The sequence below is a fragment of the Pseudomonas lalkuanensis genome, from assembly GCF_008807375.1.
GTDB classification, from domain to species: Bacteria; Pseudomonadota; Gammaproteobacteria; order Pseudomonadales; family Pseudomonadaceae; genus Metapseudomonas; species Metapseudomonas lalkuanensis.
On record NZ_CP043311.1, the window covers coordinates 5,609,991 to 5,630,527 of the forward strand.

At 64.3% G+C, this 20,537-nt stretch carries 16 protein-coding genes; 11 read left to right on the plus strand and 5 right to left on the minus strand.

Annotated elements, in window-relative coordinates:
* Window positions 1-132: 132 nt before the first annotated feature.
* Window positions 133-2,571: a penicillin-binding protein 1A gene (locus tag FXN65_RS25820; protein WP_151137796.1), complete on the plus strand. Its 2,439-nt coding sequence runs from the start codon at window positions 133-135 to the stop codon at window positions 2,569-2,571.
* A 61-nt stretch (window positions 2,572-2,632) separates the two neighbouring features.
* On the opposite strand, the gene FXN65_RS25825 is transcribed toward FXN65_RS25820, so the two are convergent.
* The 4 genes from FXN65_RS25825 to rpmE form a co-directional block, all read right to left on the minus strand.
* The gene (locus tag FXN65_RS25825) at window positions 2,633-3,901 is read right to left on the minus strand and encodes a malic enzyme-like NAD(P)-binding protein (RefSeq protein ID WP_151137799.1); all 1,269 of its coding nucleotides are present in this window, start codon (window positions 3,899-3,901) and stop codon (window positions 2,633-2,635) included.
* A 100-nt stretch (window positions 3,902-4,001) separates the two neighbouring features.
* Window positions 4,002-5,456 carry a M48 family metalloprotease gene (locus tag FXN65_RS25830; RefSeq protein WP_151137802.1) on the minus strand — a complete coding sequence of 485 codons (1,455 nt, stop codon included), beginning with the start codon at window positions 5,454-5,456 and terminating at the stop codon, window positions 4,002-4,004.
* Window positions 5,453-6,253 carry a thermonuclease family protein gene (locus FXN65_RS25835; RefSeq protein ID WP_151137805.1) on the minus strand — a complete coding sequence of 267 codons (801 nt, stop codon included), beginning with the start codon at window positions 6,251-6,253 and terminating at the stop codon, window positions 5,453-5,455. The genes FXN65_RS25830 and FXN65_RS25835 overlap by 4 nt, the downstream gene beginning before the upstream one ends.
* Before the next feature lie 26 nt (window positions 6,254-6,279).
* Window positions 6,280-6,492: a 50S ribosomal protein L31 gene (gene rpmE, locus FXN65_RS25840; RefSeq protein ID WP_016495128.1), complete on the minus strand. Its 213-nt coding sequence runs from the start codon at window positions 6,490-6,492 to the stop codon at window positions 6,280-6,282.
* Between the two features lie 167 nt (window positions 6,493-6,659).
* Between rpmE and FXN65_RS25845 the strand changes: the two genes are divergently transcribed.
* The 10 genes from FXN65_RS25845 (at window position 6,660) to FXN65_RS25890 (ending at window position 19,565) form a co-directional block, all read left to right on the plus strand.
* Window positions 6,660-8,882, plus strand: coding sequence for a primosomal protein N' (locus FXN65_RS25845; protein ID WP_151137807.1), 2,223 nt, complete (start codon window positions 6,660-6,662; stop codon window positions 8,880-8,882).
* Between the two features lie 138 nt (window positions 8,883-9,020).
* A complete protein-coding gene (gene argS, locus FXN65_RS25850) occupies window positions 9,021-10,760 on the plus strand; it encodes an arginine--tRNA ligase (RefSeq protein WP_151137810.1) in 1,740 nt (579 codons plus the stop codon).
* Window positions 10,761-10,766: 6 nt separating this feature from the next.
* Complete coding sequence (locus FXN65_RS25855; RefSeq protein ID WP_151137813.1) at window positions 10,767-11,483, plus strand: SPOR domain-containing protein; 717 nt, start codon at window positions 10,767-10,769, stop codon at window positions 11,481-11,483.
* A gap of 241 nt (window positions 11,484-11,724) precedes the next feature.
* Window positions 11,725-12,255, plus strand: a complete 531-nt coding sequence (gene hslV, locus FXN65_RS25860) for an ATP-dependent protease subunit HslV (protein WP_044870821.1) — start codon at window positions 11,725-11,727, stop codon at window positions 12,253-12,255.
* A gap of 29 nt (window positions 12,256-12,284) precedes the next feature.
* Window positions 12,285-13,622: an ATP-dependent protease ATPase subunit HslU gene (hslU, locus tag FXN65_RS25865; protein WP_151137814.1), complete on the plus strand. Its 1,338-nt coding sequence runs from the start codon at window positions 12,285-12,287 to the stop codon at window positions 13,620-13,622.
* A gap of 59 nt (window positions 13,623-13,681) precedes the next feature.
* The gene (locus tag FXN65_RS25870) at window positions 13,682-14,056 is read left to right on the plus strand and encodes a gamma-butyrobetaine hydroxylase-like domain-containing protein (protein WP_151137818.1); all 375 of its coding nucleotides are present in this window, start codon (window positions 13,682-13,684) and stop codon (window positions 14,054-14,056) included.
* 276 nt (window positions 14,057-14,332) lie between these two features.
* Entirely contained in the window at window positions 14,333-16,012 is a 1,680-nt protein-coding gene (phaC, locus tag FXN65_RS25875) for a class II poly(R)-hydroxyalkanoic acid synthase (protein WP_151137821.1), read from the plus strand.
* 153 nt (window positions 16,013-16,165) lie between these two features.
* Window positions 16,166-17,023: a poly(3-hydroxyalkanoate) depolymerase gene (gene phaZ / locus FXN65_RS25880; protein WP_151137824.1), complete on the plus strand. Its 858-nt coding sequence runs from the start codon at window positions 16,166-16,168 to the stop codon at window positions 17,021-17,023.
* A gap of 171 nt (window positions 17,024-17,194) precedes the next feature.
* Window positions 17,195-18,877, plus strand: coding sequence for a class II poly(R)-hydroxyalkanoic acid synthase (gene phaC, locus FXN65_RS25885; protein ID WP_151137826.1), 1,683 nt, complete (start codon window positions 17,195-17,197; stop codon window positions 18,875-18,877).
* Between the two features lie 73 nt (window positions 18,878-18,950).
* Complete coding sequence (locus FXN65_RS25890) at window positions 18,951-19,565, plus strand: TetR/AcrR family transcriptional regulator (protein ID WP_151137828.1); 615 nt, start codon at window positions 18,951-18,953, stop codon at window positions 19,563-19,565.
* Window positions 19,566-19,613: 48 nt separating this feature from the next.
* Here FXN65_RS25890 and FXN65_RS25895 read toward each other — a convergent pair whose 3' ends face one another.
* Window positions 19,614-20,537: a phasin family protein gene (locus FXN65_RS25895; protein WP_151137831.1), complete on the minus strand. Its 924-nt coding sequence runs from the start codon at window positions 20,535-20,537 to the stop codon at window positions 19,614-19,616.

The window sequence follows — 20,537 nt, forward strand, 5'->3', positions numbered from 1 at the left end:
CACATTAAATAGCAGTCTTGACAGAAGCGCAAATGGCTCCCCCGGAAAAAAAACGCTTATAATGTGATCGGCTTTTGCCTTTTATCATTACCTTCCGCTTAACTCATTCTTTTGCCTGGAAATCCACAAGCCTTGATGCGCCTGCTGAAGTTATTCTGGTGGTCCTTCGTTGCCGTCTTCTGTGGCCTGCTGCTCAGTTTCAGCGGCGCCTACCTCTATCTTAGCCCCAGCCTTCCATCGGTCGACTCGCTGCGCCGGATCCAGCTCCAGATCCCGCTTCGCGTCTACAGCAGCGACGGCAAACTGATCGCAGAATTCGGCGAAATGCGCCGCTCTCCGGTCCGTTTCGCCGACATTCCGCCGGATTTCATCCAGGCTCTACTGGCTGCCGAGGACGACAATTTCGCCAACCATTATGGCGTCGACCTCACCAGCCTGATGCGCGCTGCCACGCAATTATTGAAGACCGGGCACATCCAGACGGGCGGCAGCACCATCACCATGCAGGTGGCGAAAAACTACTTCCTCACCAGCGAAAGAAGTTTCTCCCGCAAGATCAATGAAATATTGCTTGCACTGCAAATTGAGCGGGAACTCAGCAAAGACGAAATTCTTGAACTTTATGTGAACAAGATCTACCTCGGTAACCGCGCATACGGTATCGAGGCCGCCGCACAGGTCTATTACGGCAAGTCGATTCGCGAAATCAGCCTGGCTCAGATGGCCATGATTGCCGGCCTGCCCAAAGCGCCGTCGCGCTTCAATCCGCTGGTCAACCCGACCCGCAGCAAGGAGCGCCGCGACTGGATTCTCGGCCGCATGTACAAGTTGGGCCGAATCGATCAGGCCCGTTACCAGCAAGCGATCAATGAGCCGATCGACGCCAGCTACCACGTCCCCACTCCGGAACTGGCTGCCCCATACATCGCCGAGATGGCCCGCGCCGAAATGGTCGGCCGCTACGGCAGCGACGCCTACACCGAAGGTTTCCGCGTCACCACAACGGTACCCAGCGACCTTCAGCAAGCTGCCAATACCTCGCTGCGCGAGGGCCTGATCGAGTACGACCAGCGCCACGGCTATCGTGGTCCGGAAACCCGCTTGCCCGGCATGACCAAGGAAACCTGGCTGCAGGAACTGGCCAAGCAGAAATCCCTTGGTGGCCTGGAGCCGGCCATCGTCACCCAGGTGGAGAAGAGCGGCATCCTGGTCCTGACCCGCAGCGGCCAGGAAGAGGCCGTGAGCTGGGACAGCATGAAGTGGGCCCGCCCGTTCCTGAACACCAACAGCCTGGGTCCGCGCCCGCAACAGCCAGCCGACGTCAGCCAGGTCGGCGACCTGGTCCGCGTGCAGCGCCAGACCGACGGCAGCCTGCGCTTCGTCCAGCTGCCGGCTGCGCAGAGCGCCCTGGTCTCCCTGGACCCGAACGATGGTGCCATCCGCGCACTGGTCGGCGGCTTCTCATTCGAGCAAAGCAACTACAACCGCGCGGCCCAGGCCAAGCGGCAGCCAGGGTCCAGCTTCAAGCCCTTCCTTTATGCCGCCGCCCTGGACAACGGCTTCACCGCCGCCAGCCTGGTGAACGACGCCCCCATCGTCTTCCAGGAGGCCGGCATGGAAGAAGCCTGGCGCCCGAAGAATGACAACAATACCTTCCTCGGCCCGATCCGCCTGCGTGAAGCCCTGTACAAGTCGCGCAACCTGGTGTCGATCCGCGTGCTGCAGGCCATCGGCATCGACTATGCGCTGAACTACGTCAGCCGCTTCGGCTTCAACAAGGACGATCTGCCGCGCAACCTGTCCCTGGCGCTCGGTACAGCCAACCTCACTCCGCTGGAAATCGCCGGCGGCTGGAGCACCTTCGCCAACGGCGGCTACAAGGTCCAGCCCTATCTGATCGAGCGCATCGAAAGCCGAGACGGCAAAACCCTGTTCGTCGCCAATCCGCCAAGGGTTCCGGCGAACGAGGCGCAGCCCAACGAAATCGCGCAAGGCAGCGGAGCACCGGACACCCTGCTCGCCTCCACCGACGCCTCGGCCCCCCAGAGCCAGACACCAGCCGTCGCCGAACGCATCGTCGACCCGCGCACGACCTACATCCTCAACAGCATGCTGCAGGATGTGATCAAGCGCGGCACCGGTCGCCGCGCACTGTCCATGGGACGCAGCGACATCGCCGGCAAGACCGGCACCACCAACGAGTCGAAGGACAGCTGGTTCTCCGGCTACAACGCTGACTACGTCACCACCGTCTGGGTCGGCTTCGACCAGCCGGAAAGCCTGGGTCGCCACGAATACGGCGGCACTGTCGCACTCCCCATCTGGATGAACTACATGGGCGCCGCGCTCAAGGACAAACCCGCCCACGTCCAGCCGGAGCCTGCCGGACTGTTGACGCTGCGTATCGACCCGCTGAGTGGCCGCGCCGCCAGCCCGGGAACGCCCGATGCCTTCTTCGAGCTGTTCAAGAGCGAGGACACCCCCCCGCCCATGAGCGAGCTGGAACCAGGCCTGGCCATTCCCGGCAGTCCGCTCCCGGCTGACGAGGCCGCCCCCATCGACCTCTTCTGAGGAACAGTCGCCCAAAAAGAAAAAGCCCCGCGATTGCGGGGCTTTTTCATTGCGTCTCGGCTTAGCCGTTGAACACTTCATCCACCGACTTCAGCGGATAGTGCTTCGGATACGGCAGGGTTGCCACGCCGGACTCGATGGCGGCCTTGGCCACGGCATCGGATACGACGGTGATCAGGCGCTTGTCCATGGGCTTCGGAATGATGTACTCACGGCCGAACTCCAGGGAAGCCACACCGTAGGCGTCGCAGACGTCCTGCGGCACCGGCAGCTTGGCCAGATCGCGCAGGGCCAGCGCAGCGGCGATCTTCATTTCTTCGTTGATGCGGGTGGCGCGTACGTCCAGGGCACCGCGGAAGATGAAGGGGAAGCCCAGCACGTTGTTGACCTGGTTCGGGTAGTCGGAACGACCGGTGGCCATGATCACGTCGTTGCGGGTCTCGTGCGCCAGCTCCGGCTTGATTTCCGGATCCGGGTTGGAGCAGGCGAATACGATCGGGTTGGGCGCCATGCGATTGAGGTCTTCCGGGCTCAGCAGGTTGGCACCGGACAGGCCCACGAACACGTCCGCGCCGTCGAGGGCCTCGGACAGGGTGCGCTTGTCGGTCTCGTGAGCGAAAACGGCCTTGTACTGGTTCAGGTCGTCACGACCGGCATGGATCACACCCTTGCGATCGATCATGAAGATGTTCTCGACCTTGGCGCCCATGCTCACCAGCAGCTTCATGCAGGAAATGGCAGCAGCGCCAGCGCCGAGGCAGACGATCTTGGCTTCGGCCAGGGATTTGCCAGCGATTTCCAGGGCGTTGAGCATGCCGGCGGCCGTCACGATGGCGGTGCCATGCTGGTCATCGTGGAAGACCGGGATGTCGCACTGTTCGATCAGGGTGCGCTCGATCTCGAAGCACTCGGGTGCCTTGATGTCTTCGAGGTTGATGCCGCCGAAGGTGATGGAAATGCGCTTGACGGTGTCGATGAATGCCTGCGGGCTTTCGGCGTCCACTTCGATGTCGAATACGTCGATACCGGCGAAACGCTTGAACAGCACGCCCTTGCCTTCCATCACCGGCTTGGAAGCCAGCGGGCCGAGGTTGCCCAGGCCGAGGATCGCGGTGCCGTCGGAAATGACCGCTACCAGGTTGCCCTTGCCGGTGTACTTGAAAGCCAGTTCCGGATCACGCGCGATTTCGCGCACCGGCTCGGCGACGCCCGGGCTGTAGGCCAGCGACAGGTCGCGGGCGGTGGCGGTCGGCTTGGTCAGCTCGACGCTGAGTTTCCCGGGACGGGGCTGGGCATGGTATTCGAGAGCGGCCGTTTTCAGATCAGACATTTTGGCATTTCCGCTTTTTGCTTGTGACAGACGTGACGGGCGAGCATACGCAAGATGCATGGGGCTAACAAGACCGTTCAGTCACCCGGCGTCAACCCCTCTAACGTACGACTTTTAGCCAATCTCCGGGCTTTGGCTCGCCGATTGGATACAAATTATTCAACAATCGGATACGATTTTCCAGGTCCGCTTGCGCGCCCGGCAATTTGCTCTCCCGGGCCAGGCTTGCGATCGTCTGGCCGGACTTCGCCTGGATCAGGTGCAGACGCAACGGCTGGGCCAAGACCCGCTCCTCCTTCTTCATTGGACGGAAGCTACGGATCACCGAGAGGAACTTGTCGTCCTCGCTTTCCAGGGACGCCCCATTGCGAATCGCACCGACGAACAGATAGGCCTTGTCGTCCTTGTAGATGGCCGCCACCCGGCGCGCCGGATTTCCCGGCAAGACCGCAGTGGCGCCTTGCAGCCCGGCCTGCTGCAGGGACTCTTCCATGGCCAACCGCTGACCACCGGCCTTTTGCCGCAGATAGCCTGCCGGAGCCAGGTTCGGCTTGCGCCCATCCAGGGTCATGGCGATGAAGGCCTGCTGGTTGGCGCTGTGGGTAATCACTGCATCAGCGCGATTGACCATCCCCCAGCCATCGGGGAAGTGAAGGGTGAAATCGAGTTCGGCGTGATAGAAGTCCTGACCCCGGCGCACCCCGGTTTCAGCCGAGTCGCCGAAAGGCAGCCCCTCCAGGTGCTTGAGGAAGACATCCCGGTTCACCACCTGATTGCCGCCAGCCAGCGCCTTCGCCGGGCCGACCACCTGCTGCAGCCGCGTGTCGTTGTCCGGGTGGCTATCGAATACGCCGTGGTAGCCCGACGGCGCCTCCGTCTGCCCCTTGCGACGAGCCTGGTCGCGGGCGAACTCTTCCTGGTTCTTCAGCACCTTCACGACTTCGATCATGGCCTGCGGGTCATAGCCACTGCGCGCCAGGTACTGGGCGCCCAGACCGTCCGCCTCCAGCTCCATGTCACGCCCATAGCCACGAACGAAGGCCGTGCCCAGCACGTTGGTCAGGTCGGCTGCAGCGCCAACGCCGGTACCGATGGCGACCGCCTGCCCCAGGATGTTCCACGCAGTGGACTGACTCTGCTGCTGCACGCTGTGCCGTGCGGTGACGTGACCCACCTCGTGCCCCAGCACCGCAGCGAGTTCCGCTTCCGAGTTCAGGTAGGCCAGCAGGCCGCGATGGATATAGATGTAGCCGCCCGGCAGGGCGAAGGCGTTGATGTCCGGCGAGTCGACCACGGTGAAGTGGTAGGCAATATTGCTGCGGTGGCTGTGACTGGCGACGCGCTGCCCCACTTCCTGCACGTAGGCCTGCAGCTTTTCGTCCGCATAGGGCGGGTTCTGCTTGGCGATTTCCTGGTTGTACTGGCGACCGAGATCCAGCTCCTGCTGCTCGCTCATCATCACGAAATTGGTCTTGCCGGTCGCGGGGTTCACCGCGCAACCGGCCAGCAGGGAAGAACCGAACAGCAGCGCCAAGACCAGCGCAGGGGATCTCATCGAATCACCTCGAGCATTCCATTGTGGGTAAGGGGGAGCATCCAGCGGGGATTCCTCGTATTTACGCCGCCCCTGCGTGCACGGTCAATTACCCAGCCTCGCGCTTCTATTCGCCGCCCCTCCAGTCGCTGCAACGTGGCGGCATCGAACTGGCGCAGATGCTTCAGTTCGACACGCAGTACCAGGGGCCCGTCCAGCTGCAGCCAGACCCCGCCACGGTTGCGTTCGACCCTGGCGACGCGCCCCTGCACCAGCGCAAAACCGCCCCGGCGCAGCTGCCACGGCGATTGCAACGGAGGTCGACGCCAAAGTCCCCGTCCGGCACGACGTGCCTCCCGCTCCGCAATGGCATGGCATCCGCTGAGCGCGGCGTTAGGCGCGATGGCAATGTGAAACGCCAGCCCCTCGGCGAGCAAGCGCTCCTCGAGATTGCGCCCGCTACTGTCATAAAGGTGAGCCAGGGTGCGACCGTAGTGGTCTTTCGGTTCGCGCCCGAGACGCAGCCCAACGCGCCCGCCACTGGATTTCACCAGTTCGGTCAGACGTCGGTGCGCCGCTACGGCGTAGGGCTCATCCGACCGCCCCTTGCGAGCCAACTCGGGCGCGTTCAGGCCAATCAGACGAACGCTTCGTCCATCGACCAGACGCAAGGTGTCGCCATCGACGACTTTTCGGACTTTATAGGTAGGAAGGTTGCCCGAAAGCGGGCAGGCGGCATGAAGGGAGAAACTCAAAAGCCAGAAAAAGAAAAAGGCGCCTGTCAGAGGCGCCTTTCTCGTCAGCGGGGACTTGGCCATCAGGCCTTCCCGGGCTGTGTCGGCTCTTACTTGGCGCCGAACACGCCAAAACGCTGCTTGAAGCGATCGATACGGCCGCCGGTGTCCAGAACCTTCTGCTTACCGGTGTAGAACGGGTGGCACTCGGAGCATACGTCGAGGCTGATGTTCTTGCCGATGGTGGAGCGGGTCTTGATGACGTTGCCGCAGCTGCAGGTAGCTTCGATCGCTACGTACTCGGGATGGATTTCCGGTTTCATTGCATGATCCTCAGGTCTGGCGTGCCGCCACCCGACCCTATGTCGAGCACCGCACGGAAACAGGCGGCGGATGATACCAGAGTGAGGGTGCGTTGCAAGCCGCCAGCCGCACCGGCCGTCGCGCTGGGCCATGTTAAGATCGCGCCTTTTCCGAAGGGACCGCCCGCTTGCCCGACGCACCCATCCTGCGCCTAGCCCTGCCCTCGCCGCTACGCCGCCTGTTCGACTACCGGGCGCCTGCCGGCGTGCCTCGCGCCGCCCTGCAGCCGGGGGTTCGCCTGCGTGTGCCGTTCGGCCGACGCGAGATCATCGGCGTGCTGGTGGAAGTGACGGACAAGAGCGATGTGCCCGCGGACAAGCTCAAACCGGCACTGGAACTGCTGGATAGCCGCCCGCCACTGCCGCCCTCGCTCTTCAAGCTCTGCCTGTGGACCGCCCAGTACTACCAGCACAGCCTCGGCGACACCCTGAGCTGGGCCCTGCCGGTGCTGCTACGCCAGGGAGAACCGGCGGAGGCCCGGCAGGAGCGATTCTGGCATGTCGCCCCGGGCGCCAGCCTCGACGACCCGCGCCTGGCCCGCGCACCGCGGCAGCGCCAGGCCCTGGCCACCCTGGCGCAGCATCCCCATGGTGTCGCGCACCAATTGCTCAGCCAACTGCAGCTGAACAAGGACAGTCTCGACATCCTCCTGGAAAAGGGTCTGGCCCGCGTCGAAGTACGCCGCCACGTCCCCAGCGACCGCCACGGTCCATTGCTGGCTCAGCCGGAGCTGCCGCTCAACCCCGAGCAGCGCGCCGCCTTCGACGCGGTGCATGCTTCCTTCGGCAGCTTCAATGCCCTGCTCCTGGCCGGGGTTACCGGCAGCGGCAAGACCGAGGTCTACCTGCAACTGATCCGCCAGACCCTCGAAGCCGGCAAACAGGCACTGGTACTGATCCCCGAGATCAACCTCGGTCCGCAGACCCTCGAACGCTTCTCCCGCCGTTTCAACGCGCGGATCGCCCTGCTCCACTCGGCGGTGAACGACCGCGAGCGCCTGGACGCCTGGCTCGCCGCCCGCGATGGCGAGGCCGACATCGTCATCGGCACCCGCTCGGCACTCTTCACGCCGCTGAAGAATCCGGGGCTGATCATCATCGACGAGGAACACGACGCTTCTTATAAGCAGCAGGAAGGCCTGCGCTACCACGCCCGCGACCTGGCCCTGGTACGTGCCCGCCAGGAGAACATCCCGATCCTGCTGGGCTCGGCCACACCCTCGCTGGAAAGCCTGCAGAATGCCCACGCCGGCCGCTACGGCCTGTTGCGCCTGACCCAGCGCGCCGGTGGCGCCAAGCAACCGCGCTTCCTGCGCCTGGATGTGAAGAGCCTGCCGCTGGACTCCGGCATATCGATGCCGCTGCAACAGGCCATCGCCCAGACCCTGGCGGCGGGCCAGCAGGTACTAGTATTCCTCAACCGACGCGGCTTCGCGCCGACCCTGCTGTGCCATGACTGCGGCTGGATCAGCCAGTGCCCGCGCTGTGACGCGCGCATGACCCTGCACCAGCGCTTCAACGAGCTGCGCTGCCACCATTGCGGTCACACCCAGCGCCAGCCATCCTGCTGCCCCGACTGCAGCCGGGTCGACCTGCGTCCGGTGGGTGCCGGCACCGAGCGCGCCGAAGAGCGCCTGGCGATCCTGTTCCCCAAGACCCAGGTTCTGCGCATAGACCGCGACAGCACCTCGCGCAAGGACGCGATGGACAAGCTGTTCTCCACCATCCAGCGCGGCGAACCCTGCATCCTGGTCGGCACCCAGATGCTCGCCAAGGGGCACCATTTTCCCCGCGTGACCCTGGTGGCCATCCTCGACGCCGACGGCGGCCTGTTCTCAGCCGACTTCCGCGCCAGCGAACGCATGGCCCAGCTCATCGTCCAGGTCGCGGGCCGGGCCGGTCGCGCCGAGGAGCCGGGCAAGGTGATCATCCAGACCCACCTGGCCGAGCATCCCCTGCTGGTGCAGCTCACCGAACAGGGCTACTTCGCCTTTGCCGATCAGGCCCTTTCCGAGCGACGTGCAGCCGGCCTGCCGCCCTTCGCTCATCTCGCGCTGTTGCGCGCCGAGGCACACAAGCCGGGCCAGGCGGAGGATTTCCTCGACAGCGCCTGCACCGAAGCCGAACAACAACTGGCCGAAATGGGCCTCAACGGAGTCGAATTACTGGGACCGGTCCCCGCCCCCATGGAACGCCGCGCCGGCCGCTATCGTGCCCAGCTCCTGTTGCAAGCCAATGCCCGCGCGCCCCTGCATCGCCTGCTGACGCCCTGGAGCCAGGCGCTGGAGCAGTTGCCCGGAGGCCGCGCGGTACGCTGGTCGCTGGATGTCGATCCAATAGACCTGTTCTGACCACCGCCGCCCGGCCGATATCACAGAAAGTCCCTTGCAGCTCGCCGCTTAAAACTTGAAGCTGCAGCCGCAGCCCGCCGATAATGCACAGTTTTCAACCAGCGCCAGCCCTCTCCGGGCCGGCCGGAAGAGCAGAAGATGAAAGACACCATTCGCCAGCTGATCCAGCAAGCCCTGACCCGTCTCGCCAGCGAGGGCGTGCTGCCCGAGGGCCTCAGCCCGGCCATCCAGGTGGAAAACACCAAGGACAAGAGCCACGGCGACTTCGCCAGCAACATTGCCATGATGCTGGCCAAACCTGCCGGCATGAAACCGCGCGACCTGGCCGAGAAGCTCATTGCCGCCCTGCCCCAGGACGAGCAGGTAGCCAAGGTGGAAATCGCCGGCCCGGGCTTCCTCAACTTCTTCCAGAACACCCAGGCCCTGGCCCAGCGCCTGGAAGCTGCGCTGGCTGACGCTCACCTTGGCGTGCGCAAGAACGGCCCGCAGCAACGCGTCGTCATTGACCTGTCGGCACCGAACCTGGCCAAGGAAATGCACGTCGGCCACCTGCGCTCCACCATCATCGGTGACGGCGTGGCACGCGTACTGGAATTCCTCGGCGACACCGTGATCCGCCAGAACCACGTGGGCGACTGGGGCACCCAGTTCGGCATGCTGCTGGCCTACATGCAGGAACAGCCGGTAGGCAGCGACGCCGAACTGTCCGACCTGGAATCCTTCTATCGCGCCGCGAAGAAGCGCTTCGACGAATCCTCCGAGTTCGCCGACCGCGCCCGCGAGCTGGTGGTCAAGCTGCAGGCGGGCGACCCCGATTGCCTGAAACTCTGGACCCGCTTCAACGACATTTCCCTGAGCCACTGCCAGGCCGTGTACGACCGCCTGGGCGTGAAGCTCACCATGGCGGACGTGAAGGGCGAAAGCGCCTACAACGACGACCTGGCCAATGTGATCACCGACCTGCGCGCCAAGGGCCTGCTCACCGAAAGCGACGGTGCCCTGTGCGTGTTCATGGACGAGTTCAAGAACGCCGAGGGCAACCCCCTGCCGCTGATCGTACAGAAGGCCGGTGGCGGTTACCTCTACGCCACCACCGACCTGGCCGCCACCCGCTACCGCGCCAATGTGCTCAAGGCCGATCGCGCGCTGTACTTCGTCGACCAGCGCCAGGCCCTGCACTTCCAGATGGTGTTCGCCGCCGCGCGCCTGGCCGGCTTCGTGCCGCCGAGCTTCGAAATGGAGCACATGGGCTTCGGCACCATGAACGGCGCTGACGGCAAGCCCTTCAAGACCCGCGACGGCGGCACCGTGAAACTGATCGACCTGCTGGACGAAGCCGAGCAGCGCGCCTATGACCTGGTGAAGGGCAAGAACCCCGAGCTGGACGAGGCCGAGCTGCGCCAGATCGCCCGCGCCGTGGGCATCGGCGCGGTGAAGTACGCCGACCTGTCCAAGCACCGCACCAGTGACTACAGCTTCAACTTCGAGCTGATGCTGAGCTTCGAAGGCAACACCGCGCCCTACCTGCTCTACGCCTACACCCGCGTAGCCAGCGTGTTCCGCAAGCGGGGCTTGGACTTCTCCGAAATCGACGGCCAGATCATCCTTGCCGCCGAGCAGGAGCAGGCCCTGGCCGCCAAGCTGGCGCAGTTCGCCGACACCCTGGGCAATGTGGCCGAGAAGGGCGTACCGCACATCCTCTGCGCCTACCTCTACGACCTGGCCGGCCTGTTCTCCAGCTTCTACGAGAACTGCCCGATCCTCACCGCCGAGGACCAGGCCACCCAGCAGAGCCGCCTGCGCCTCGCCGCGCTGACCGGCCGCACCCTCAAGCAAGGCCTGGAACTCCTCGGCCTGCAAACCCTGGAACGCATGTAACGGACTATGGCGAAGAAGAAACCTGCACCCAAGCGCGGGGCCAGCCGCTACCAGGCGCCGGCCAAGAAACCGGTGCCCGGCTGGGTCTGGTTGGCCATCGGACTGGTCATCGGTGGCTTCGTGGTGTTCCTCAACCAGCTCGAACCGGGCCGCGACGAAGTGCGCCGGACCAAGCCCGAGCAGGCCGCGAACGGTGCCGCCAGCGGCAAGGCCGGCAGTGATACCGGCAAGGTCCAGGCCAGGCCGACGACACCGCCGCCACAGGAACCGGCGAAACCCAAGTACGACTTCTACACCCTGCTGCCGGAGTCGGAAGTCATAGTGCCGCCGGAAGCCGTGCCGAAGGAGACGCCGCCCACGCAGCCGGAACAGAAACCGGTCACCCCGGAAGAGGCCGCCAAGATCGACGCCGCCCGTGCCCAGGCAGCGCTGAATGGCGAAACGCCGCCCCCGCCGCCGGTAGTGGCCAAGGCGCCGGTCACCAACCAGTTCTTCCTCCAGGCCGGTTCGTTCCGCAAGCGTGACGACGCCGACCGGGTGCGTGCACAGATCATCCTGCTCGGCCAGAACGTCCAGGTGGAATCCGGGACCGTCCGCGAGGAAACCTGGTACCGCGTGCTGGTCGGCCCCTTCGCCAACCGCGAGCAACTCGCCTCGGCGCAGAAGCAGCTGGCCGGCAGCGGTTTCAGCAATCTGCTGTTACAGCAGCGCCAGAGCCGTTGAGCTGCGGGCGACTCGTTGAAATAACGTCGGCGAGGCAGCCGGTGCGAGGCAGAAGCAGGCGAAAAAGCAGAGTTTACGAGCTGTAAATGAGCATTTTGAGCCAGGTTCTGACGAAGCACCGGCAACGCAGGCAGTTATTCAACAGTCGGCCAATCGTCCGCGCCTGGTTGAAAAGCCGGGCACGGCCCCCCATCTGAGTTTCCATTCGGGCATTCCGCCCCGCTGCGTGGAGACTCTCCCCTTGACCACCATCGTTTCAGTCCGCCGCAACGGCAAAGTCGTCATGGGCGGCGACGGCCAGGTTTCCCTCGGCAACACCGTCATGAAGAGCAACGCCCGCAAGGTCCGCCGCCTCTACCACGGCCAGGTCCTGGCCGGCTTCGCCGGTGCCACCGCCGATGCCTTCACCCTCTTCGAACGCTTCGAAGGGCAGCTGGAAAAGCACCAGGGCCATCTTGTCCGCGCCGCCGTCGAGCTGGCCAAGGACTGGCGTACCGACCGTTCCCTGAGCCGCCTGGAAGCCATGCTCGCCGTGGCCAACAAGGATGCCTCGCTGATCATCACCGGCAACGGTGACGTGGTGGAACCCGAGCACGGCCTGATCGCCATGGGCTCCGGCGGCGGTTTCGCCCAGGCCGCTGCCCTGGCGCTGCTGCAACACACCGAACTGTCCGCCCGCGAAGTGGCCGAGACCGCCCTGAACATCGCCGGCTCCATCTGCGTGTTCACCAACCAGAACCTGACCATCGAGGAGCTGGACAGCGCCGAGTGAGGCAGCCGTCCCGCATTGGAGCCATTTTCATGTCCATGACGCCCCGCGAAATCGTCCACGAACTCAACCGCCACATCGTTGGCCAGGACGACGCCAAGCGCGCCGTCGCCATCGCCCTGCGCAACCGCTGGCGCCGCATGCAGCTGCCAGCCGAACTGCGCGCCGAGGTGACGCCGAAGAACATCCTGATGATCGGCCCGACCGGTGTCGGCAAGACCGAGATCGCACGTCGCCTGGCCAAGCTGGCGAACGCGCCCTTCATCAAGGTCGAAGCCACCAAGTTCACCGAGGTGGGCTACGTCGGCCGCGACGTCGAGTCCATCATCCGCGACCTCGCCGACGCCGCCGTGAAGATGATGCGCGAGCAGGAAATGCACCGCGTGCGCTACCGCGCCGAAGACGCCGCCGAGGAGCGCATCCTCGACGCCCTGCTGCCCCAGGCCCGCACCGGCTTTGGCGACGAGCAACCGCGCGAGGACTCCAACACCCGCCAGCTGTTCCGCAAACGCCTGCGCGAGGGCCAGCTGGACGACAAGGAAATCGACATCGAAGTGGCCGAATCCCCGGCTGGCGTGGAAATCATGGCCCCGCCCGGCATGGAGGAAATGACCAACCAGCTGCAGAACCTCTTCTCCAACCTTGGCAAGGGCAAGCGCAAATCCCGCAAGCTGAAGGTCAAGGAAGCCATGAAGCTGGTGCGCGACGAAGAAGCCGCACGCCTGGTCAATGAGGAAGAACTGAAGGCCGCCGCCCTGGAAGCGGTTGAGCAGAACGGCATCGTCTTCATCGACGAGATCGACAAGGTGGCCAAGCGCGGCAACGTCGGCGGCGCCGACGTCTCCCGTGAAGGTGTGCAGCGCGACCTGCTGCCGCTGATCGAAGGCTGCACCGTGAACACCAAGCTGGGCATGGTGAAGACCGACCACATCCTGTTCATCGCCTCCGGTGCCTTCCACCTGTCCAAGCCCAGCGACCTGGTGCCGGAACTGCAGGGCCGCCTGCCGATCCGCGTCGAGCTGAAAGCCCTGTCGCCGGAAGACTTCGAGCGCATCCTGACCGAGCCCCACGCCTCGCTGACCGAGCAGTACAGCGCGCTGCTGAAGACCGAAGGCCTGAACATCGAGTTCGCCCAGGACGGTATCAAGCGCCTGGCCGAAATCGCCTGGCAGGTGAACGAGAAGACCGAGAACATTGGTGCCCGCCGCCTGCACACACTGATCGAGCGACTGCTGGAAGAAGTGTCCTTCAGCGCCGGCGATCTCGCCGCGCAGCACGACGAGAAGCCGATCCTCATCGACGCGGCCTACGTCAACGGCCACCTCGGCGAGTTGGCCCAGGACGAAGACCTGTCGCGCTACATCCTCTGACAGGCGCACACTGGATACAGCCGGCAACTGCCGGCTGTATCGGTTTGGAGACCCCTGAAATGCGCATCCCCAGCGGTATCGAACTGCACAAGGCCTCCAGGACCCTGACCCTGAAGTACGGTCCGCAGGAAAGCTACACCCTCTCCGCCGAATTCCTGCGCGTGCACTCGCCTTCGGCGGAGGTACAGGGCCACGGCAAGCCCATCCTCCAGTACGGCAAGCTGAACGTAGGCCTGACCAGGCTGGAACCGGCCGGCAACTATGCCCTGAAATTGACCTTCGACGACGGCCACGACAGCGGCCTCTTCACCTGGGACTACCTCTACCAGCTCGCCACCCGACAGGAAGAGCTGTGGAACGACTATCTGCAGGAGCTTGCAGCCGCCGGCCGCTCCCGCGACCCGGATGAATCCGTCGTCAAGCTCATGCTCTGAAGCGGTGCAGGCCGCGCCCCATTCCAGCCCTTGCCGCCCAAGGTTAGGGCGCATTTTCTAAATGCTCGCGACATACTCCCGCTGCAGCGAACTCTCTGCGGTCGGCTTGCGCAAACTGACAAACTCAGGTAACCAATTTCTGGCAAGTTCCATGCATTTGGCACAGCCAGATACAGAGAAATTCGCGAAGTTCGCTTCGCCTTCCCGGTAACCCGAGCGTGTCGGCGCACTGCTTCGCCAGGGCGCTGTTCGACTCAGGACAATGGAGCGTCGTAGATGAGCAACAAGAACAATGAAGACCTGCAGCGCCAAGCCTCGGACAACACCTTGAACCTCAATCCGGTGATAGGTATCCGTGGCAAGGATCTGCTGTCTTCAGCGCGGATGGTGCTGTTGCAAGCCATCAAGCAACCTTTCCACAGTGCAAAACACGTCGCCCATTTCGGCCTGGAACTGAAGAACGTGGTGCTCGGCCAATCCGGCCTGCAACCCGAAGCCGACGACCGCCGTTTCAGTGACCCTGCCTGGAGCCAGAACCCGCTGTACAAGCGTTACCTGCAGACCTACCTCGCCTGGCGCAAGGAACTGCACCAGTGGATAGAGCACAGCAATCTCTCCGAACAGGACACCAGCCGCGGTCATTTCGTCATCAACCTGATGACCGAGGCCATGGCACCCACCAACAGCATGGCCAACCCGGCTGCGGTGAAGCGCTTCTTCGAAACCGGCGGCAAGAGCCTGCTGGACGGCCTTTCTCATCTGGCCAAGGACCTGGTGAACAACGGCGGCATGCCGAGCCAGGTGAACATGGACGCCTTCGAGGTCGGCAAGAACCTCGCCACCACCGAAGGCGCGGTGGTCTACCGCAATGACGTGCTGGAGCTGATCCAGTTCAAGCCCATCACCGAAAGCGTGCACGAGCGCCCGCTGCTGGTGGTACCGCCGCAGATCAACAAGTTCTACGTATTCGACCTGTCGCCGGAAAAGAGCCTGGCACGCTTCTGCCTGCGCAACGGCCTGCAGACCTTCATCGTCAGCTGGCGCAACCCGACCAAGGCGCAACGCGAGTGGGGCCTGTCCACCTACATCGATGCCCTCAAGGAAACCATCGACGTCATCCTGAAGATCACCGGCGCCAAGGACCTCAACATCCTCGGCGCGTGCTCCGGCGGCATCACCACCGTCGCCCTGCTCGGCCACTACCAGGCGATCGGCGAGAACAAGGTCAACGCCTTCACCCAGATGGTCAGCGTGCTGGACTTCAACCTCGATACCCAGGTCGCCCTGTTCGCCGATGAGCAGACCCTCGAAGCCGCCAAGCGCCGCTCCTACCAGGCCGGCGTGCTGGAGGGCAAGGACATGGCCAAGGTATTCGCCTGGATGCGCCCCAACGACCTGATCTGGAACTACTGGGTCAACAACTACCTGCTGGGCAACGAGCCGCCGGCCTTCGACATCCTCTACTGGAACAACGACACCACACGCCTGCCTGCCGCGCTGCACGGCGAGCTGGTGGAAATGTTCAAGACCAACCCGCTGACCCGTCCCAACGCGCTGGAAGTCTGTGGCACGCCCATCGACCTCAAACAGGTCACCTGCGACTTCTACTGCGTGGCCGGCACCACCGACCACATCACCCCCTGGGAAGCCTGCTACCGCTCGGCGCGGCTGCTGGGTGGCAAATGCGAGTTCGTGCTGTCCAACAGCGGCCACATCCAGAGCATCCTCAACCCGCCGGGCAACCCCAAGGCGCGCTTCTCCACCAGCAGTGAAATGCCGGAGGACCCGAAGGCCTGGCTGGATAACGCCACCAAGCATGCCGATTCCTGGTGGCTGCACTGGCAGCAATGGATAGGCGATCGCTCAGGCAAGACCAGGAAAGCCAACTTCACCCTGGGCAACAAGGCCTTCCCGGCCGGTGAAGCTTCGCCCGGCACTTACGTGCACGAGCGATGACAGACTGCGCCCTGCGCAACACTGCCCATGGCACCGGGATGTGCCCTGCGCGCCGCCGGCATTTGCCGGCGGCGCCAGCCAGGCGCTGCCTGGCGAATTCGGAAACAGCCTCTGGCGGCTGCTTCCGGTGTTCTCTTCAATAGGGCTCCGCGCATGCCGCTACCTTTCGTATTCCGAACCATCGAGCTGGATGGCCAGACCATCCGAACCGCCGTCCGCCCCGGCCAGTCGCACATGACGCCGCTGCTGATCTTCAACGGCATCGGCGCCAACCTCGAACTGGTCTTCCCCTTCGTCCAGGCCCTGGATCCGGACCTGGAAGTGATCGCCTTCGACGTGCCCGGCGTCGGCGGATCGTCCACCCCCAGCGTGCCTTACCGCTTCTCCGGCCTGGCCAAGCTCGCCGCGCGCATGCTGGATTACCTGGACTACGGCCAGGTCAACGCCATTGGCGTGTCCTGGGGCGGCGCCCTGGCCCAGCAGTTCGCCCATGACTACCCGGAGCGCTGCAAGAAACTGATCCTCGCGGCCACCTCGGCCGGTGCCGTCATGGTGCCCGGCAAGCCCAAGGTTCTCTGGCGCATGGCCAGTCCGCGGCGCTACATCCAGCCGTCCTACGGCGTGCATATCGCCCCGGACATCTACGGCGGCGCCTTCCGCCGCGACCCTGGCCTGGCCATGGCCCACGCCAGCAAGGTGCGCTCCTCCGGCAAGATGGGCTACTACTGGCAGCTGTTCGCGGGGCTCGGCTGGACCAGCATCCACTGGCTGCATCGCATCCGCCAGCCGACCCTGGTGCTGGCCGGCGACGACGATCCGATCATCCCGCTGGTGAACATGCGCCTGCTCGCCTGGCGCATCCCGAATGCGGAACTCCACGTGATCGACGACGGTCACCTGTTCCTCGTTACCCGTGCCGAAACGGTGGCACCGATCATCATGAAGTTCCTCGCCGAGGAACGTCAGCGCGCGGTGATCCACCCCCAGGCCGTGCCGCTGCGCAGTAGCTGAGAACCTGCCGCTCCCTTGTGGGGCGGCCGCATGACGCCCGAACCAGACCGGTGCGCGCTGTCATCAACTTGAATTTTGCTGGAGATAGTCTGGAATGCCCTTCGGGCTCCTGGTGGTACAAGCCTTGCTGTAGTCCTCCCGAACCACGGACCGAATACGGAGCGTTGCCCCATGCGAGAAAAACAAATCCCGGGCACCTTGCCGGCACCTGCCGCCTTCATGAATGCGCAGAACGCCATCGTGGGGCTTCGCGGCAAAGATCTGTTTTCCACGGTACGCAACCTGGCGCTGCAAGGACTGCGGCATCCGGTGCACAGTGCGCGACACATGCTCGCCTTCGGCGGCCAGGTCGGCCGCGCGCTGCTTGGCGATACCCTGTACCAGCCCAGCCCACAGGACAGCCGCTTCGCCGACCCGTCCTGGCAGCACAACCCCTTCTACCGCCGTGGCCTGCAGGTCTACCTGGCCTGGCAGAAACAGCTCAGCAGCTGGATCGATGAGAGCGACCTGAGCGACGACGACCGTGCTCGGGCCCGTTTCGTCCTGGCCCAATTGAGCGACGCCCTCTCACCCACCAACAGCCTGCTCAACCCGTTGGCGGTGAAGGAGCTGTTCAACACCGGTGGCCTCAGCCTGGTAAAGGGCCTCAGCCATCTGGTGGACGATCTGCTGCACAACGACGGCATGCCCAGCCAGGTCAGCAAGCAAGCCTTCGAGATCGGCCGCAACCTCGCCAACACCCCCGGTGCCGTGGTCTTCCGCAATGAGCTGCTGGAGCTGATCCAGTACAAGCCAATGAGCGAAAAGCAGTATCTGCGCCCCTTGCTGGTGGTTCCGCCGCAGATCAACAAGTACTACATATTCGACCTGAGCCCCGACAAGAGCTTCGTCCAGTACGCCCTGAAGAACGGCCTGCAGGTGTTCATGGTGAGCTGGCGCAACCCCGATGCGCGGCACCGCGAATGGGGCCTCTCCACCTATGTGCAGGCACTGGAAGAGGCCTTCGAAGCCTGCCGTGCCATCACCGGCAGCAAGGAAGTCAACCTGGCGGGTGCCTGCGCCGGCGGCCTCACCATCGCGGCCCTGCAGGGCCACCTGCAGTCGCGCCGGCAACTGCGCAAGGTCACCAGCGCCACCTACCTCGTCAGCCTGCTGGACAGCCAGGTGGACAGCCCGGCCGCGCTCTTTGCCGATGAGCAGACCCTCGAAGCCGCCAAGCGCCGCTCGTACCAGGCCGGCGTGCTCGAGGGCAAGGACATGGCCAAGGTGTTCGCCTGGATGCGCCCGAACGACCTGGTGTGGAACTACTTCGTCAACAACTACCTGCTGGGCCGCGAACCCCCAGCCTTCGACATCCTCTACTGGAACAACGACAACACCCGCCTGCCCGCCGCGCTGCACGGCGACATGCTGGATTTCTTCAAGCACAACCCGCTGACCCGCAGCGGCGCGCTGGAAATCTGCGGTACACCCATCGACCTGCAGAAGGTCACGGTGGACAGCTTCAGCGTGGCCGGCATCAACGACCACATCACCCCCTGGGACGCCGTCTACCGCTCCGCCCTGCTGCTGGGCGGCGACAGCCGTTTCGTGCTGTCCAACAGCGGCCACATCCAGAGCATTCTCAATCCCCCGGGCAATCCCAAGGCCAACTACTACGAGAACGGCAAGCTCACCTCCGACCCCCGTGCCTGGTACTACGATGCCAGGCACGTACAGGGCAGCTGGTGGGCACAATGGCTGGGCTGGATCCAGGAGCGCTCCGGCGAGCAACGGGAAACCATCACAGCCCTGGGCAACCAGGATTACCCCGCGATGGAAGCCGCTCCCGGCACCTACGTGCACGTGCGCTGACACCCCGGCGGCCGGCCCGGCGATCGCCCGGCCGGCCCTTCACCTCTTTACGGAAAGGCTGGCAGTATCCTGGATGAAGACCCGCGACCGCATCCTCGAATGCGCACTTGAACTGTTCAATCACAACGGCGAACCCAACGTCACCACCCTGGAAATAGCCACCGAACTGGGCATCAGCCCCGGCAACCTCTACTACCACTTCCACGGCAAGGAACCTCTGGTGATGGCGCTGTTCGAGCGCTTCCAGGAGGAGTTGGCGCCGCTGCTCGACCCGCCGGCCGACGCGCAACTGGATGCCGAGGACTACTGGCTGTTCCTGCACCTGATCGTCGAGCGGCTGTCGCGATACCGCTTCCTGTTCCAGGACCTCTCCAACCTGGCCGGTCGCCTGCCGAAGTTGGCAAAGGGAATGCGCAACTGGCTGAACCACCTCAAGCGGACCCTGGCTGCCCTGCTGGCCAGGCTGAAGGCCGAGGAGCAACTGGTCAGCGATACCGAGTCCCTTGGCCAACTGGTGGAACAGATCACCCTGACCCTGCTGTTCTCGCTCGACTACCAGCGGGTACTGGGAAGCGGCGGCGAGATCCGCCTCGTGGTGTACCAGGTGATGATGCTGGTCGCCCCGCACCTTCGCCCCGGCTCCCGGCACGCTGCCGAAAGCCTCGCCAGACGTTATCTGGACGCCTGAAACGAAAACGCCCGGACAAGCCGGGCGTTTTCGTCATACCGATACCAATCAGGACTGGCTGGCCGGCGGCGTTGCCGGAGTAGCCGGTGCTGCCGGAGTCGGTGCCACGCTGGGTGCCGGAGCGGCCGATGCTGCAGGCGCTGCCGGGACGGCCAGAGCCGGTGCCGCAGGCTTGGCGGCCTTGGGCGCGGCGGGCTTCTTCACTGCCGGCTTCTTCGCGGCGGCGGGCTTGGCTGCTGCAGGCTTGGCCGCGGCGGCCGGCTTGGCAGCGGGTTTCGCTGCGGCGGGCTTGGCGGCGGCCGGTTTCGCGGCAGCAGGCTTGGCAGCCGGTTTTGCAGCCGGTTTGGCAGCGGCCTTGGCTGCAGGCTTGGCAGCAGCGGCTTTGGCTGCCGGCTTGGCGGCCGGTTTCGCAGCAGCCTTGGCCGCCGGCTTCGCAGCAGCGGCTTTGGCTGCCGGCTTGGCGGCGGCGACCTTGGCAACAGGTTTGGCGGCGGCCTTGGCTGCCGGTTTTGCGGCAGGCTTGGCTGCTGGCTTGACCGACTTGGCCGACACACCGGTGAGCTTCTCGAGCTGCTTGGTCAGGGCATCCACCTTTCCTTGCAGGTCCTTCACCTCGGTGCGGCTGGGCACGCCGAGACGGGAAATGGCGCTGTTCAGACGCTTGTCGAAAGCCTCTTCCAGTTCGCTCCACTTGCCGATCGCCTTGCCCTTGACCTCTTCGACCTTGGACTTGGCCGATCCAACGCGGGAGCCGACAGTCGACTTGACCGCGTCTACCTGCTTGTCCACTTCGGTCTTGGCCTGCTTCTCGGCCTTCTCACCATCCTTGACCAGCGTATCGAACAGCTTGGAGCCGTCGTTGCTGATCTTCGAGTAGGCCCCCAAGCCAGCCAGCCAGATCTGGCGCGAGTATTTCTCGATCTCGCCGATCCAGGAGTTGGTGTCTTTATCGGTTTTCTTCTTGCCAGCCAT

Excerpts from the sequence above, each read along its gene's own strand:
- phaC (WP_151137821.1), top strand. The coding sequence starts at position 14,333 with ATGAGCAACAAGAACAATGAAGACCTGCAGCGCCAAGCCTCGGACAAC.
- FXN65_RS25895 (WP_151137831.1), bottom strand. The coding sequence starts at position 20,537 with ATGGCTGGCAAGAAGAAAACCGATAAAGACACCAACTCCTGGATCGGC.
- FXN65_RS25835 (WP_151137805.1), bottom strand. The coding sequence starts at position 6,253 with ATGGCCAAGTCCCCGCTGACGAGAAAGGCGCCTCTGACAGGCGCCTTT.
- FXN65_RS25890 (WP_151137828.1), top strand. The coding sequence starts at position 18,951 with ATGAAGACCCGCGACCGCATCCTCGAATGCGCACTTGAACTGTTCAAT.
- phaC (WP_151137826.1), top strand. The coding sequence starts at position 17,195 with ATGCGAGAAAAACAAATCCCGGGCACCTTGCCGGCACCTGCCGCCTTC.
- hslU (WP_151137814.1), top strand. The coding sequence starts at position 12,285 with ATGTCCATGACGCCCCGCGAAATCGTCCACGAACTCAACCGCCACATC.
- rpmE (WP_016495128.1), bottom strand. The coding sequence starts at position 6,492 with ATGAAACCGGAAATCCATCCCGAGTACGTAGCGATCGAAGCTACCTGC.
- FXN65_RS25870 (WP_151137818.1), top strand. The coding sequence starts at position 13,682 with ATGCGCATCCCCAGCGGTATCGAACTGCACAAGGCCTCCAGGACCCTG.
- FXN65_RS25825 (WP_151137799.1), bottom strand. The coding sequence starts at position 3,901 with ATGTCTGATCTGAAAACGGCCGCTCTCGAATACCATGCCCAGCCCCGT.
- phaZ (WP_151137824.1), top strand. The coding sequence starts at position 16,166 with ATGCCGCTACCTTTCGTATTCCGAACCATCGAGCTGGATGGCCAGACC.
- argS (WP_151137810.1), top strand. The coding sequence starts at position 9,021 with ATGAAAGACACCATTCGCCAGCTGATCCAGCAAGCCCTGACCCGTCTC.
- FXN65_RS25830 (WP_151137802.1), bottom strand. The coding sequence starts at position 5,456 with ATGAGATCCCCTGCGCTGGTCTTGGCGCTGCTGTTCGGTTCTTCCCTG.
- FXN65_RS25855 (WP_151137813.1), top strand. The coding sequence starts at position 10,767 with ATGGCGAAGAAGAAACCTGCACCCAAGCGCGGGGCCAGCCGCTACCAG.